At 70.3% G+C, this 14,399-nt stretch carries 12 protein-coding genes and 2 pseudogenes; 10 read left to right on the top strand and 4 right to left on the bottom strand.

Going from position 1 to position 14,399, the window contains the following annotated elements:
- Positions 1-569: pseudogene (locus KUM44_RS45440) on the bottom strand (hypothetical protein); the annotation flags it as partial.
- A gap of 163 nt (positions 570-732) precedes the next feature.
- Here KUM44_RS45440 and rutA point away from each other — a divergent pair.
- Together rutA and KUM44_RS17220 are read left to right on the top strand one after the other, a co-directional pair.
- Positions 733-1,800 carry a pyrimidine utilization protein A gene (rutA, locus tag KUM44_RS17225; RefSeq protein ID WP_217208770.1) on the top strand — a complete coding sequence of 356 codons (1,068 nt, stop codon included), beginning with the start codon at positions 733-735 and terminating at the stop codon, positions 1,798-1,800.
- Positions 1,797-2,480 (top strand): isochorismatase family protein, encoded by a 684-nt coding sequence (locus tag KUM44_RS17220; protein ID WP_217208769.1) that lies wholly within the window; start codon positions 1,797-1,799, stop codon positions 2,478-2,480. The genes rutA and KUM44_RS17220 overlap by 4 nt, the downstream gene beginning before the upstream one ends.
- Positions 2,481-2,734: 254 nt before the next feature.
- Here KUM44_RS17220 and KUM44_RS17215 read toward each other — a convergent pair whose 3' ends face one another.
- A complete protein-coding gene (locus KUM44_RS17215) occupies positions 2,735-3,316 on the bottom strand; it encodes a GtrA family protein (protein ID WP_217208777.1) in 582 nt (193 codons plus the stop codon).
- A 321-nt stretch (positions 3,317-3,637) separates the two neighbouring features.
- Positions 3,638-4,135 carry a MarR family winged helix-turn-helix transcriptional regulator gene (locus KUM44_RS17210; RefSeq protein WP_217208768.1) on the bottom strand — a complete coding sequence of 166 codons (498 nt, stop codon included), beginning with the start codon at positions 4,133-4,135 and terminating at the stop codon, positions 3,638-3,640.
- Between the two features lie 91 nt (positions 4,136-4,226).
- Here KUM44_RS17210 and KUM44_RS17205 point away from each other — a divergent pair, with 91 nt between their 5' ends.
- Together KUM44_RS17205 and KUM44_RS17200 are read left to right on the top strand one after the other, a co-directional pair.
- Positions 4,227-4,595 carry an HGxxPAAW family protein gene (locus KUM44_RS17205; protein ID WP_217208767.1) on the top strand — a complete coding sequence of 123 codons (369 nt, stop codon included), beginning with the start codon at positions 4,227-4,229 and terminating at the stop codon, positions 4,593-4,595.
- Between the two features lie 116 nt (positions 4,596-4,711).
- Complete coding sequence (locus KUM44_RS17200; protein ID WP_217208766.1) at positions 4,712-5,593, top strand: DUF2797 domain-containing protein; 882 nt, start codon at positions 4,712-4,714, stop codon at positions 5,591-5,593.
- A gap of 307 nt (positions 5,594-5,900) precedes the next feature.
- Here KUM44_RS17200 and KUM44_RS47180 read toward each other — a convergent pair.
- A pseudogene (locus KUM44_RS47180) lies at positions 5,901-6,056 on the bottom strand (Scr1 family TA system antitoxin-like transcriptional regulator); the annotation flags it as partial.
- On the opposite strand from KUM44_RS47180, the gene KUM44_RS17195 reads away from it, so the two are divergent.
- The 6 genes from KUM44_RS17195 to KUM44_RS17170 all read left to right on the top strand — a co-directional run bounded on the left by KUM44_RS17195 (position 6,029) and on the right by KUM44_RS17170 (position 14,372).
- Positions 6,029-6,397, top strand: a complete 369-nt coding sequence (locus KUM44_RS17195; RefSeq protein ID WP_217208765.1) for a hypothetical protein — start codon at positions 6,029-6,031, stop codon at positions 6,395-6,397. The pseudogene KUM44_RS47180 and the gene KUM44_RS17195 sit on opposite strands and share 28 nt — an antisense overlap.
- 217 nt (positions 6,398-6,614) lie before the next feature.
- Positions 6,615-7,355 carry a response regulator transcription factor gene (locus KUM44_RS17190; RefSeq protein WP_217208764.1) on the top strand — a complete coding sequence of 247 codons (741 nt, stop codon included), beginning with the start codon at positions 6,615-6,617 and terminating at the stop codon, positions 7,353-7,355.
- Complete coding sequence (locus KUM44_RS17185; protein WP_217208763.1) at positions 7,352-9,025, top strand: HAMP domain-containing sensor histidine kinase; 1,674 nt, start codon at positions 7,352-7,354, stop codon at positions 9,023-9,025. Before KUM44_RS17190 ends, KUM44_RS17185 begins: the two co-directional genes overlap by 4 nt.
- Before the next feature lie 14 nt (positions 9,026-9,039).
- Positions 9,040-10,533 (top strand): bifunctional glycosyltransferase family 2/GtrA family protein, encoded by a 1,494-nt coding sequence (locus KUM44_RS17180; protein WP_217208762.1) that lies wholly within the window; start codon positions 9,040-9,042, stop codon positions 10,531-10,533.
- Entirely contained in the window at positions 10,530-12,716 is a 2,187-nt protein-coding gene (locus KUM44_RS17175) for a glycosyltransferase family 39 protein (RefSeq protein ID WP_217208761.1), read from the top strand. Before KUM44_RS17180 ends, KUM44_RS17175 begins: the two co-directional genes overlap by 4 nt.
- Positions 12,717-12,866: 150 nt before the next feature.
- Complete coding sequence (locus tag KUM44_RS17170) at positions 12,867-14,372, top strand: MFS transporter (protein ID WP_217208760.1); 1,506 nt, start codon at positions 12,867-12,869, stop codon at positions 14,370-14,372.
- Positions 14,373-14,399 lie beyond the last annotated feature (27 nt).

Here is a 14,399-nt window from a genome sequence, read left to right as displayed (position 1 = left end):
GAGGTGGGGGTGGGGGTGCCGGGTGGGGAGACGGTCGGGGAATCGGCCCTGGTACCGGGCGGGGAACCGGCCGTGGAGCAGGTCGGGGAACCGGCCGTGGAGCCCGTCGAGGGCTGGGCCGGTGAGCCGGTCGAGGAGTGGGTCGGGAGGTCGAACGAGGAGTGGGCCGCGGAGTCGGCCGTGGACCCGGTCCGGGAGCCGGGCACAGCGCCGGACGGGGAGCCGGTCCGGGAGGCGGGTGCATGGCCGGACGGGGAGCCGGGCGCGGAGTCGCCCCTGGAACTGGTCAGCCCGGTCGCGCCCGTCGGGACCCAGACCCCACCCCCCTCGTGCAGCGCACGCGCCGGAGCCAGCGGGCCCTCCTGGTCGATGATCTCCCAGCTGCGGGTGAGGGCGGGCGGCAGCCCGGCCGTCGACACCAGGCGCAGCGCGGACATCGGGCCGCGCAGATGGATCATGCCGCCCAGAGCGCCCAGCTCGCCCACAGCATGCTGGAGGGCCAGCCGGAAGACCTCGCTCTCCGCGACACCGGGAGCCACCGTGCCGAGCAGGGTCAGCCGAGCGTTCATGTTGTGGACCCTACCGTTCCGGACTCAGCCGAATCGATCGTTCGCAAGATCCTCACGCCCCGTACCCGGCCGGTCGGCACGACGCCAACAGTCCATATCCAACGTCGAGTTGACGTGCACGGCTTAGCATCACCCGGGATCCCCCGACCCGCTGAGGAGTGTCATGGACATCGGCGTTTTCATTCCCATCGGCAACAACGGCTGGCTCATATCGAAGAGTTCGCCCCAGTACCTGCCCACCTTCGAGCTGAACAAGGCCATCGTGCAGAAGGCCGAGGAACACGGGCTCGACTTCGCGCTGTCGATGATCAAGCTCAAGGGGTTCGGCGGCGAGACCGAGTTCTGGGACCACTGCCTGGAGTCGTTCACGCTGATGGCGGGCCTGGCGGCGGTGACGGACCGGATCAAGCTGTACGCCTCCACGCCGATCCTGGTCCTCCCCCCGGCGATCGTCGCCCGTATGGCCACGACCGTCGACTCGATCGCCCCCGGCCGCTTCGGCATCAACATCGTCACCGGCTGGGCGCCCGGCGAGTACTCCCAGATGGGCCTGTGGCCCGGCGACGAGCACTTCGGCAACCGCTACGACCGCGCCGTCGAGTACGTCACCGTGATGAAGGAGCTGTGGCGCGACGGCGTCAGCAACTTCAAGGGCGAGTTCTACGAGATGGACGACTGCGTGCTGTCGCCGCGTCCGGCGGACGGCCACATCGACATCGTTGCCGCGGGCCAGAGCAACACCGGCATGCGGTTCGCCGCCGAGCACGCCGACTACAACTTCATCCTCGGCAGCGGCGTCAACACCCCGCTGGCCTTCGCCGACACCACGGCCACGCTGGTGGACGCGGCGCGCGAGACCGGCCGGGACGTCGGCGCGGTGTCCCTCTTCATGGTCATCGCGGACGAGACCGACGAGGCCGCTCAGGCCAAGTGGCAGGACTACCACGACAACGCCGACCGTGCCGCCCTCGCGTACATGGCGGGCGAATCGGCCTCGGACACCAACGCCGACGACTCCTCGACCGCCCGCACCATCGTGCTGCCCGAAGGCGCGGTGAACTTCAACATGGGCACGCTGGTGGGGTCGTACGAGACCGTCGCGAGGATGCTCGACGAGGTCGCGGAGGTCAACGGCACCAAGGGGATCATGCTGGTCTTCGACGACTTCCTGGAGGGCATCGAGAACTTCGGCACCCGCATCCAGCCACTGATGAAGTGCCGTCAGGGATGAGCGGGTCACGGAGACAGACGGACAGCGGGTTACGGCGGCGGGCGGACGCGGACGTGGTCGCGGACTACGAGCGGGCCGGCCTGGCCGGGCACCTGGCCCCCGGCACCTCCCCCGCCCTGCTCCTGGTCGACCCGGCCCGTGCGTACGTGGACCGTGACTGCCCGCTCTACGCCGGGGTCGAACCGGCCGTGGAGGCGATGAGGGCGCTGCTGTCGGCGGCCCGGCGAGCGGGGATTCCCGTGGTCGTCACGGGCGTGCGGTTCCGGTCCGACGGCCGCGACGGCGGGGTCTTCTTCCGCAAGGTGCCGACGCTGAGCGTGTTCGCCGAGGGCAGTCCGTACGGCGACTTCATCGACGGACTCGCCCCGACGCCGGACGAGTTGACGGTGACCAAGCAGTACCCGAGCGCCTTCTTCGGCACCTCCCTGGCGGCGTGTCTCACCGCCAACGGAATCGACACACTCCTCATCGGCGGCCTGACCACGAGCGGTTGTGTACGTGCCACGGCCCTGGACGCCATGCAGCACGGGTTCGTCCCGGTCGTCGTGGAGGAGGCGGTCGGCGACCGTGACCCGGACGTGCACGCGGCGAACCTTTTCGACATCCGGCACAAGGTCGGGGAGGTGTGGCCGATGGCGCGCGTCACCGCGTACCTGGAGGAAGGCGGTGAACGGCCATGAGAACGGTGGCGGTTGCCGGGAACCCGAAACCCGCCTCTCGCACACTGGACGCGGCGACGCGACTGGCGACGGAGCTCGGCGGACGGCCCCCGGACCACGTGCTCGACGTGATCACACTGGGCGCGGGGCTGTTGGCCAGTCCCACCTTCAAGGCCACGTACTCCGGTGTCCTCAAGCTGTTCCTGGACCAGTTCGCGAGCGGCGACGGCGGGCGCGATCACGCCGGCGCCCGGGCTGTATCCGAGGGACAGCGGCTATGCGACGGACGGGACCATCGGGGAGTACGTGGCGCGGTGAGGGCCGGTGTTGAGGGGGGTGGCGGGGAGGGCGGAGAGGGCGTGAGCGGGGGCGGTCCGGACCGGGGGAGCCTGAGTCGGGGCCGTCCGGGCCGTCCGGGCCGAGGGGGCCTGCTTCTTCCGCCCGGCGAACACGAACAGCCGCAGCACCAGGAACCGTCCGATGCCGGCCAGCCCGGAGGCGGTGAGGTAGACGGCCTGTTCCCAGAGGAGCGTGGGGGACGGCTGGACCGCGTGGAGTACGAGCATCGCGGCGGTCGTGGCGAGGTAGGCGGCGCCGGCCGACCCGGAGGACTGGAGATGCTGCCGCAGGCCCGGACGGCGTCCGGTGCCGAAGGTGAACAGGGCGTGCAGCTCGGTGCACAGGAGGGTGGAGACGACGGTGACCAGGGCGTTCGCCAGCGCCCAGGGCATCGCGGCGGCCAGCAGGGGAACGGCGGCGCTGGAGAGGAGTCCGACACCGCCGCCGCACACGACGAAGCGGGCGAAGGAGGAGAGGGGACCGGGCCTGACGGGGGCAGGCTTCGAGGGGCTCGGCAGTGAAGGGCTCGCCGCCGACGGGCTCGGTATCGACCGGCTCGGCATCGACCGGCGAGCTATCGACGGGCGCTGCGACTCCATGGCGGTTTCCTTCCGGGCGGGCCTGTCCTTTTGAGGGACTCAGCTCATCCCGGCGCGGCTTCAGCGGTGCCTCAGTCGGGCTTCAGCCGGTATCAACGGGGCTTCAGCCCGTGTCGACCGGTTTCAGCCGGGATCAACCGAGGCCAACGATTCCGTTGTGCGCCCGTGGAAACGATGGAGTGCTCTACCGAACCGATGGTGGGGCAGGCTCCACCATGCGAGGGCCTACCAGAACGTTCGTCAGGCCTTGTCCCGGTCGCGGTCCTTGTCGCGGAGTTCGTCGATGTAGCCCTGCGCGAGGCCAGTCGTCCGCGTGAACCAGTCCGTGAGTACGGCGATCTCGTCGGCGGAGTAGTCGGCGAAGAGGTCGTTCAGACGGGCGTAGTAGGGACCGTAGAGGGCCTCGACCTGGGCGACCGCGGACGGTACGGCGGCCACGCGGACGCGGCGGCGGTCGTTCGGGTCGGGGCGGCGGGTGACGAAGCCGGCGCGTTCCAGGCGGTTGAGGATGCCGGTCATCGCGCCGGTCGTGACGTGGGCGTGTTCCGCGAGGTCACCCGCCGTGAGGAGGTTCTCGCCGGCTTTGAGGACGCAGCCGAAGCAGAGCAGGTCGGTGATGTTCATGCCCAGCCGCTGGGCCATCTCCTGCTGGCCGAGCAGGTGGGCCGCGATGAGGGAGTCCATCGCGTCCAGCGCCTGGGCCGGGGTGGCGGTGGGACGAGGCGGCTTGGCTTGCATCTTTTCGAATTGCCTTAGCTAGTGAGAGATTAAGGCTCTAAACTTCTCGCGTCGTGAGAAAGTTTCGCTGCCTACGGGAGGGAGCAGGCACATGAGCCAGTATGACGAGGGACATACGGTCGCAGGATGGACCGGAACCGTGATCGCGACGATCGGTTCCGCCGTACTGGGCGCGGGGGTGTGCATGGTGTCGTCCGCGCTGATCGCGGGCGGACTCGGCATCACGGCGGCGAGCGTCCTCGTCACCTGGACCCTGCACCTGGCCGGCTGGGGCAAGCCTCCGGGGGTACGGCCGCGGGGGCAGTGGCGGATGGGGGCGCGTGACCTGACGGCGCGGGCGGGGCATGCGGAGTGCTGGGCGTGCCGGCTGGCGGGACGGGGGCGGCGTACCGCTGAGGTGGCGGTCGTGGCCCCGGAGGTCGGGCAGCCCGAGCCGGCCGCGGCGGAGGCCGGACGCTGAGAACGGCCGTTGAAGTCGTCGCCGGAGTCGGTCGCTGAAGTCGGTCGCTGAAGTCGGTCGCCGGAGTCGGTCGCCGAAGGGGCGTTGTCAGTGCCTGCCTCTAATCTCGGACAGCGATGGCACAAGCATGGAGATGCTCGGGGCTGAGGTGGTCGGCGGGCCGCCCTGAACTGGCGTGGGACGGAGGCCGACGCTCCACGCTGACCTGGGGGAAACGGGTGGCCTTCGCGGTCGCCGAAGGGGGAGAGCGGACGTGCGTGGGAGCGCGGGGGCACGTCTGTCCGGTGCGGGCGATCGTGCCGGGGCGCAGCACGGGGGCGCGTTGCGAGGAGTGCGCGCGGCTGGACCGGGCGTACTCGGTGGCCGCCGACACGATCGCGGACGACCCTCGTCCGTACCACGTATATCTGGCCTGGTTCGGCCCCGGCATGACCAAGGTCGGCATCACCGCCCTTGAGCGCGGCTCGGCCCGGCTGCTGGAGCAGGGGGCGGTCTGCTTCAGCTGGCTGGGCGTCGGCCCCCTGATGGCGGCCCGGCGGACGGAGGAGCTCCTGCGGGCCGCCCTCCGGGTACCGGACCGCATTCCCTACGCCGACAAGCGGGCGGTGCGCTCCGAGTTGCCGACCTCGGCGGCGGAGCGGGCGGCCGAGGTCGAGGACCTGCATGCCCGCGCCGTGGCCCTTCCCGCCTGGCCTGAGTCACTCGCCCGTGAGCCCTGCCAACCGGTCGACCACGCCGAGGTGTTCGGGCTGACGGAGCTGCCGGATGCGGTCGGGGAGGTGACCGAGCTTGTCGCGGGCGGGGCGGTGAGCGGGCGGTTGGTGGCGGCTGCGGGGCCGGATCTGCATGTGGAGACCGGTGATGGAGGGGTGGTCGTGGTTGATACGCGGTTGATGACGGGGTGGGAACTGGTGGCGGCGGGTGGGGAGGGGGAACCGACTGTGCCGGTACGGGAGTTCAAGGGACGGGGGGTTGGGGTGCAGGACGGGTTGTTCTGAGAGGGCTTTGGCCGGGTGGGTAGCCCGGCCCGTGGGCGGCACCCGACTCCTGGTCTCGGCTGAACGGCCGTGAATGGGACTGTATGAGACGGCAACTGCGACGGGCGGCCAGCACGGGTTTCCCCCGGTTATGGAACAGGGAGCGCCTTCACGCTCAACGCGCTCGCCGCGGTTCCACATGACGGCATCTTCCCGGCTGGGTGTAGCCGCCGGGCACGCCGACGCTGCGCAACTTTAGAAGGGCTGGGTCTCGCGGAAGTGGCCGCCGCCCGTGTGCCGTGTCCGGTCCTCGACGCCGAATGTACCGGTCACCTTGAATCCGGGCCCGGGCGTAGTCCGCTGTCTGCAACAGGCCGGGGATGATGGTCAGTTGCCACGTCCGGATGTTGGTCGCGATGTCCTCAAGGGCCACGTACTCGACCATTGCCTGCAACTGTGGGTACTGGTTCCACCAGCCGTGCGCGCGAATGGCAGAACGCGGTTGCCCAGGCCCGGGAAGCCACCGGATTCACGGGCAGTGTCGTTCAGCGCACAGTCGACGGCATCGGAGTGGCCCCGCGCCTCGATCACCGTGCCGACTTCTGTACCGAGCTGGGCGCCCTGGCGGACTCCGGCGGGTTCGAGGCGTTCCTCAGCCACTGGTGGACCCAGTCTCTGGCTGACGCCGCCCCCGACGGGGACGCCCGCGAGCAGGCGATCGACTTCGCCGACGTAGCCGTGTCCCTGTTCGTGCGAGCTGTCGGCGGTCCGACGTCCACCCAGGCCGAGATCGACGCCATCGCCGGCGGAGTCGAGGCCGGTTGAGCCACGCATCATCTGGGGAAGGGCGGCTTCCGAAGGCCTCAAGCGGCTCCGGGCCCGCGACGGCGACGCCTTAAAGCCCCTTGTCAAGGCCATCACTGAAGGCGCTGGGCCGTTTTCGCATACCCAGGCGCTCCCAACAGAACCCCCTGTGCGTTTCTCAGGAAAATCACAGCTTTCAGAAAGCGTGTTCTCAGAGGGCGCCGACATGGTGTCCAGCATGACCACGACCTCGCCCCAGGGGCGCACCGAACTGCTGAGGCCGGACGGGAGCCCCGTCCGAGTGCTTGTGGTGGACGACGAGATGTCGATCACCGAGCTGCTGTCCATGGCTCTTCGCTATGAGGGCTGGCAGATCCGGAGTGCGGCGGATGGCACGGGTGCCGTCCAGACCGCGCGGGAGTTCCGGCCCGACGCCGTCGTCCTGGACATGATGCTGCCGGACATGGACGGGCTGGCCGTCCTCGGGCGGCTGCGGCGGGAGTTGCCGGATGTACCGGTGCTCTTCCTCACCGCCAAGGACGCCGTCGAGGACCGTATCGCCGGGCTCACCGCCGGTGGGGACGACTACGTCACCAAGCCGTTCAGCCTGGAAGAGGTCGTCGCCCGGCTGCGAGGCCTCATCCGGCGGTCCGGCGCCGCCGACCGGCGGTCCGACTCCGTCCTGGTCGTCGGAGACCTCAGCCTCGACGAGGACAGCCACGAGGTGTCGCGGGCCGGGGAGAACATCCACCTCACCGCCACCGAGTTCGAGCTGCTGCGGTTCTTGATGCGTAATCCGCGGCGCGTGCTGAGCAAGGCTCAGATACTCGACCGCGTGTGGTCGTACGACTTCGGCGGCCAGGCCAATGTCGTCGAGCTCTACATCTCCTACCTGCGCCGGAAGATCGACGCCGGACGGGAGCCGATGATCCACACCCGGCGCGGTGCCGGTTATCTGATCAAGCCCGCGGCGTCATGAGCGGGCGACGACGAACGCGTGCGCAGAAGCGGCAGCGGCTGGTGGGGCAGCCGCGCACCCTGCGGACGCGACTCGTCGTCGCGTCCGTGGTGTTGATCGCCGTGGTGGCCGCGGTGATCGGTACGGTGACGACCATCGCGATGCGGGAGCGTCTGAACGACCAGTTGAACGACACCGTCGCGGAGGTTGCGAAGCGCGCCGGCGGCCCGCCCGGGATGGCCCACAACCCGGACTTCCGGCTGCCCGACGACCCACTCGACTTCGTCACCAAGGGCCCGCAGGAGCTCGGCTCGATCGGCGCCGAGGTCAGCGAGAGCGGTCAGATCTCGAGCGCGGCGCGCAGCACGCGGTCGGCGAACAGCCTCAACGCCGAATCCGCAGCCGTCGAGCTCACCGACACACAGAAATCCGAGCTCGCCCGCGTTCCGCGTGACAGGAGCCGGCACACGATCACCTTGACCGACCTGGGTGAGTACCGCGTGCAATACACGAAGGGCCCGAAGGGCAGCTTCTACGTCGCTGTCCCCACCAAGTCCGTCACCGAGATCCTCAGTACCCTCATCCTCATCGAGATCAGCGTCACCGCCGCCGGTCTCGTCGCCGCCGGCATCGCCGGTTCCGTGCTCGTCGGTGTCGCCCTGCGCCCGCTGCGCAAGGTGGCCGCCACCGCCACCCGAGTCTCCGAACTCCCCCTCCACACCGGCGAGGTGAACCTCAACGAGCGCGTCCCCGAGTCCGAGACCGACCCCCACACCGAGGTCGGTCAGGTCGGCGCCGCGCTGAATCGCATGCTGGACCACGTCCACGCCGCCCTGCACTCGCGGCAGCAGAGCGAGATGCGGGTACGGCAGTTCGTGGCGGATGCCAGCCATGAGCTGCGCACGCCCCTCGCCTCCATCCGCGGGTACGCCGAGCTGACCCGACGCGGGAGAGAAGAGGTCGGGCCGGACACCAAGCACGCCCTCGGCCGTATCGAGTCCGAGGCCGGGCGGATGACCCTCCTCGTCGAGGATCTCCTCCTGCTCGCGCGGCTCGACGCCGGCCGCCCCCTCCAGTTCGAGCAGACCGACCTCATCCCGCTCGTCGTCGACACCATCAGCGACGCCCGAGCCGCCGGCACGGACCACAACTGGCGGCTCGACCTGCCCGACGAACCCGCGCTCGTGTCGGCGGACGCGGCCCGGCTGCAACAGGTCCTCGTCAACCTGCTCGGCAATGCCCGCAACCACACCCCGCCCGGTACGACGGTCACCGCCCGTGTTCAAAAGCGGGGCCCCTGGCTGTGCGTGGACGTCGAGGACAATGGCCCCGGCATCTCACCGGACCTTCTCCCGCACGTCTTCGAGAGGTTCGCGCGCGGCGACTCCTCGCGCTCGCGTGCCTCCGGCTCGACCGGTCTCGGCCTGGCCATCGTGCAGGCCGTGGCGACCGCGCACGACGGCGCCGTGACCGTGGACAGCGTGCCGGGGCGCACCGTCTTCACGGTGCATCTGCCTGCGCTGCCTGCGCTGCCTGCGCTGCCTGCGCTGCCTGCGCTGCCTGCGCTGCCTGCGCAGCCCGTGCTGCCTGCGCTGCCCGTGCTGCCCGCGCAGCCGAGCCCCGAAGTGAGCCGGCAACAGCACTCACAGGCACAGCACAGCGTCACCACATGGGCGGAACAGGGCGCCTGACAAAAGTCGGTCCCATGCGAACCGACTCTTCTCCCGGCGCCCTGCCGTCGCGGGAGCACCTCCCGGCCGGCGACGCCGGTACGCCTGTCCTGGACGTAGTGATCCCCGTCTACAACGAGGAGAAGGACCTCCAGCCGTGTGTGCTGAGACTGCGTGATCACCTCAAGCGCACCTTCCCGTACGCGTTCCGCATCACGATCGCGGACAACGCGTCGACGGACACCACCCCCCAGGTGTCGCAGCGGCTGGAGGCGGAGCTCCCGGAGGTCAGGGCCTTCCGGCTGGAGCAGAAGGGCCGTGGCCGGGCGCTGCGGACCGTCTGGTCCGTCTCGGACGCCCCGATCCTCGCCTACATGGACGTGGACCTGTCCACCGACCTCAACGCCCTCCTCCCCCTGGTGGCCCCGCTGATCTCGGGCCACTCCGACCTCGCGATCGGCTCCCGGCTCGCCCGCTCCTCCCGCGTAGTACGCGGGCCCAAGCGCGAGTTCATCAGCCGGGCCTACAACCTCGTCCTGCGCGGCTCGCTCCAGGCCCGCTTCTCGGACGCCCAGTGCGGATTCAAGGCCATACGGCGCGATGTCGCGCAGGTGCTGCTGCCGCTCGTCGAGGACAGCGGCTGGTTCTTCGACACGGAGATGCTGGTGCTCGCCGAGCGCGCGGGGCTGCGGATCCACGAGGTACCGGTCGACTGGGTCGACGACCCCGATTCCACGGTCCACATCGTGAAGACGGCGACCGACGACCTCAAGGGCATGTGGCGGGTCGGCAGGGCGCTCGCCACCGGTTCGCTGCCGCTGGACCGGCTCGCCCGGCCCTTCGGCGACGACCCGCGCGACCGCGAGATCAAGGACGTACCCAAGGGCCTGGCCCGTCAGCTCGTCGGCTTCTGTGTCGTCGGCGCCCTGTCCACCCTGTTCTACCTCCTCCTCTACAGCGGCTTCCGCGTCTTCACCGGCTCGCAGACCGCCAACGCGCTCGCCCTGCTGGTCTCCGCGATCGCCAACACGGCCGCCAACCGGCGCCTCACCTTCGGAGTGCGCGGCCCCGGCGGCGCCGTACGGCACCAGGCGCAGGGCCTGGTCGTCTTCGGTATCGGCCTCGCCCTGACCAGCGGTTCGCTCGCCGCCCTGAACGCGGCCGGCAGCGACCCCGCGCACTCCACCGAACTCGCGGTCCTCATCGCCGCCAACCTCGCGGCAACGGTGCTGCGCTTCCTGCTCTTCCGGGCGTGGGTGTTCCCGGACCGCGGCGACGGCAATGGCGACGGCAACGGGGACGGCGACAACGACTCAAGGGTGCTCGCCTCGCACAACCCGTCCTCGCCCACCTACTCCACCCGGCAGATCCCGGCGCCCTACGGCCCGTTGCCGCAGCGCACGCCTCAGTACCCGTACGACACAGCCCAGTTCCGCGCCGGTGCGGCCGCGGACGGCACCTGGCGGGACGCCACCGTGCAGCTTCAGCGGGTGTGCCCGCACGACACCGACTCGAGGGACTCCCGATGACCGTCCACTACGACCAGACGACGACGCACCACGACAGAGGTGGGAACCCCGACACCTGGGGCCCGCCCACGCCGCCCTCGCCGGCCGCTCCGGCGCCCGACGCCGGCGAACCCGAGCAGCCCTTCGTACGCCGGCTGTGGCGCGGCCGCCCCGAGGACCCCCGCTGGGCCCGCCCGGCCTTCCTCGGACTCCTCCTCGCCACGCTCCTCCTCTACCTCTACAACATCAGCGCCTCCGGCTACGCCAACTCCTTCTACTCGGCGGCCGTCCAGGCCGGCAGCCAGTCCTGGAAGGCCTTCTTCTTCGGCTCGCTGGACGCGGCGAACGCCATCACCGTCGACAAGCCCCCGGCCTCCCTGTGGCCGATGGTCCTGTCGGTGCGCCTCTTCGGCCTGCACTCCTGGGCGATCCTGCTCCCCGAGGTCCTCATGGGCGTCGGCACGGTGGCCGTGGTGTACGCGGCCGTACGCCGCCGGTTCGGCCCCGCGGCCGGTCTGATCTCGGGCGCGGTGCTCGCGCTCACGCCCGTCGCGGCGCTGATGTTCCGGTTTAACAACCCGGACGCGATGCTGGCCCTGCTGATGGCCGTGGCCTGCTACCTCGTCATCCGGGCTCTGGAGGACGGTCGTACCAAGTGGCTGGTGTGGGCCGGTGCCGCGATCGGCTTCGCGTTCCTCGCCAAGACCCTCCAGGCCTTCCTGATCCTGCCGCCGCTCGCGATCGTGTACGCGGTCTGCGCACCGGTGCCGGTGAAGAAGCGCGTCGGTCAGCTGGCCGCGGGCCTTGCCGCGATCGTCGTCTCCGGCGGCTGGTGGGTCGCGATCGTCGAACTGTGGCCCGCTTCCTCCCGCCCCTACATCGGCGGCTCGCAGAACAACTCCTTCCTTGAACTGACCTTCGGCTACAACGGCCTCGGCCGGCTCAACGGCGAGGAGACCGGCAGCGTCGGCGGTGGCGGTGGCCGCGGTGGCGGAAACGGCGGCGGCAACTGGGGCGAGACCGGCTGGGACCGCCTGTTCAGCTCGTCCATCGGCGGCCAGATCTCCTGGCTGATCCCGGCCGCGCTGATCCTGCTGACCGCGGCCCTGGTAGCCACGCGCAAGGCCCGCCGTACGTCCGTGACCCGCGGTTCGTTCCTCGTCTGGGGCGGCGCGCTGATCACGACCATGCTGGTCTTCAGCTACATGCGGGGCATCTTCCACGAGTACTACACCGTCGCCCTCGCCCCCTACATCGCCCCGCTGATCGGTATGGGCGCGGCGCTGCTCTGGGAGAAGCGTGACAAGGTCCGGGCGTCGCTGAGCCTCGCGGCCGCGATGACGGCCACCGCGGTCTGGGGCTACGTCCTGCTCAACCGCTCCTCCGACTACCTGCCCTGGCTGAAGTGGGTCGTCCTGGCCGGCGGTCTGGTAGCGGCACTGGGCCTGATCTTCGCAAGCAAGCTCGGCCGTCGACTGACCATGGGCGTCGTCGGCCTGAGCCTCACCGCCGCGCTGGCCGGCCCGGCCGCGTACACCCTCACGACGGTGAACGAGGGCCACACCGGCTCGATCGTGACGGCCGGCCCCGCCGTGTCGGGCGGCCGTGGCGGCCCGGGCGGTGGCGGCGGCCCCGGCGGCGGCACGCCGGGCCAGAACCAGCCGGGCCAGAACCAGCCGGGCCGGAACAACCAGCAGAACAACCAGCAGGGCGGCCGGAACCAGCAGGACGGCAACGGCTTCCCCGGCGGCGGTATGCCCGGCCAGAACAACCAACAGGGCGCGATGCCCGGTCGCGGCACGGGCGACGGCGGCGGCATGGGCGGCCTGATCAACGGCGCCAGCGTCAGCGACGAGGCCAAGGCGCTCCTGGAGAAGAACGAGGGTGACTACACCTGGGCGGCCGCGGCCGTCGGCGCCCAGAACGCCGCGAGCTACCAGCTCTCCACCGGCGCCCCGGTGATGGCGATCGGCGGCTTCAACGGCACCGACCCGTCCCCCACGCTCGCCGAGTTCAAGAAGTACGTGGAGGACGGCAAGATCCACTACTTCATCGCGAGGGGCGGCGGCAGGGGCGGCGGCATGGGCGGCAGCGGCAACGGCACGTCCTCGCAGATCAGCTCCTGGATCCAGGAGAACTTCGAGTCGGTGACGGTCGACGGCACGACGTTCTACGACCTGACGCAGCCGAAGAGCGCCAGCTGACGGTTCGCTGAGCGGGCGCAGCGGAAGGGCGGTGGCCCGGGGCCCACACACGCCCCGGGCCACCGCCTTTGCCGTACGGCGAGAGAGCGCGTGCCGTACGGCGAGAAAACGCATTGTACGGCGTATAGGGATTGCCTTACGGTGTACAACATGACGACATCCCCCCAGGAACAGGCCCCGGCCCAGCCGCAGCCCGAGGCTCCGGGCGGCCACCCACAACGCTGGCTCATCCTCGGTGTCCTCTGCCTCGCCGTGCTCACCGTGGTCCTCGACAACACCGTCCTGAACGTGGCGATCCCCTCGCTCACCCGCGAACTGGGCGCGGCCACCTCCGACATCCAGTGGATGATCAACGCCTATTCGCTGGTGCAGTCGGGCCTGCTGCTCACGGCGGGCAGCGCGGCCGACCGCTACGGCCGTAAGAAGATGCTGGCCGCGGGCCTGGCGCTGTTCGGCGTGGGCTCGCTCGTGGCCGGCCTCGCCGACTCGACCGGCCAGTTGATCGCGGCGCGGGCCGGGATGGGCGTCGGCGGCGCGCTGCTGATGACCACCGTCCTGGCCGTGGCGATCCAGATCTTCACGCCGGAGGAACAGCCGAAGGCGATCGGCGTCTGGGCCGCCGTGAACTCGCTGGGCTTCGCCGCCGGCCCGCTGGTGGGCGGCTTCATGCTGGACCACTTCTGGTGGGGCGCGATCTTCCTGATCAACATCCCGGTCGCGGCGCTCGCGCTGGTGGCCGTCGTGGTGCTCGTCCCGGAGTCCAAGAACCCGCAGGGCGACCGTCCCGACCTGCTGGGTGCCGTGCTCTCCACGATCGGTATGGCCTCCCTGGTGTTCGCGATCATCTCCGGACCCGAGCACGGCTGGATGTCCGGCCAGGTCCTGCTGACGGCGGCCGTGGCCATCGTCGTGCTGGTCGCCTTCGGGTACTGGGAGAGCCGGATCCCGTACCCCATGATCGACATGCACTTCTTCAGGAACCGGCAGTTCACGGGCGCCGTCTCGGGAGGTGTGCTGATCACCTTCGGCATGGGCGGCTCGCTCTTCCTGCTCACCCAGCACATGCAGTTCGTGCTCGGCTACGAGCCACTGGAGGCCGGGCTGCGGACGGCCCCGCTGGCCCTGATGATCGTGGCGCTGAACTTCACCGGCGTGGCGGCGAAGTGGGCGGTCCGGCTGGGCGCCCCGCTCGCCATCGGGCTCGGCATGGCGGTGATGGCGGCGGGCCTGGCCTCCATCGCGACGGTGGCCTCCGGCGGTTACACCGGCACGCTGCTGGGGTTGGTGCTGATCGGGACCGGCGCGGCGGTGGCGAGTCCGGCGATGTCACACGCGATCATGAGCGCGATTCCGCCGGAGAAGGCGGGGGTCGGCGGGGGGATCAACGGGACGGTGGCGGAGTTCGGCACGGGGTTGGGGGTCGCCGTGTTGGGGGCGTTGCTCAACTCTCGGTTCACGGCGTTGATTCCGGTGGCGGCGGGGTCCCTGCCGGGCGCGTTGGCCTTGGCGGACGGCGAGAGCGAGAGGGGGCGGATTCTGGACGCGTTCTCCTCTGGGCTGGAGACCAGTTTGCTGGTCGGGGCGTTGGCGGTGTTGCTCGGTGGGTTGGTCGCCTGGGCGTTGTTGCGGCGGGCTGAGAGGGCAGACATCGCCTAAGAGCTCGGGTCATACGGTTGTTGGCAG

The sequence above is a fragment of the Streptomyces sp. AC550_RSS872 genome (genome assembly GCF_019049285.1).
In the GTDB taxonomy this organism is placed as follows: Bacteria; Actinomycetota; Actinomycetes; order Streptomycetales; family Streptomycetaceae; genus Streptomyces.
The sequence above is the reverse complement of the archived record's forward strand: the minus strand, read 5'-3'. Positions and strand labels throughout refer to the sequence as shown.

What these genes read in the sequence shown, in the direction of transcription:
- rutA (WP_217208770.1), top strand. Translation starts at nt 733, where the DNA reads ATGGACATCGGCGTTTTCATTCCCATCGGCAACAACGGCTGGCTCATA.
- KUM44_RS17220 (WP_217208769.1), top strand. Translation starts at nt 1,797, where the DNA reads ATGAGCGGGTCACGGAGACAGACGGACAGCGGGTTACGGCGGCGGGCG.
- KUM44_RS17210 (WP_217208768.1), bottom strand. Translation starts at nt 4,135, where the DNA reads ATGCAAGCCAAGCCGCCTCGTCCCACCGCCACCCCGGCCCAGGCGCTG.
- KUM44_RS17205 (WP_217208767.1), top strand. Translation starts at nt 4,227, where the DNA reads ATGAGCCAGTATGACGAGGGACATACGGTCGCAGGATGGACCGGAACC.
- KUM44_RS17200 (WP_217208766.1), top strand. Translation starts at nt 4,712, where the DNA reads ATGGCACAAGCATGGAGATGCTCGGGGCTGAGGTGGTCGGCGGGCCGC.
- KUM44_RS17190 (WP_217208764.1), top strand. Translation starts at nt 6,615, where the DNA reads ATGACCACGACCTCGCCCCAGGGGCGCACCGAACTGCTGAGGCCGGAC.
- KUM44_RS17185 (WP_217208763.1), top strand. Translation starts at nt 7,352, where the DNA reads ATGAGCGGGCGACGACGAACGCGTGCGCAGAAGCGGCAGCGGCTGGTG.
- KUM44_RS17180 (WP_217208762.1), top strand. Translation starts at nt 9,040, where the DNA reads ATGCGAACCGACTCTTCTCCCGGCGCCCTGCCGTCGCGGGAGCACCTC.
- KUM44_RS17175 (WP_217208761.1), top strand. Translation starts at nt 10,530, where the DNA reads ATGACCGTCCACTACGACCAGACGACGACGCACCACGACAGAGGTGGG.
- KUM44_RS17170 (WP_217208760.1), top strand. Translation starts at nt 12,867, where the DNA reads ATGACGACATCCCCCCAGGAACAGGCCCCGGCCCAGCCGCAGCCCGAG.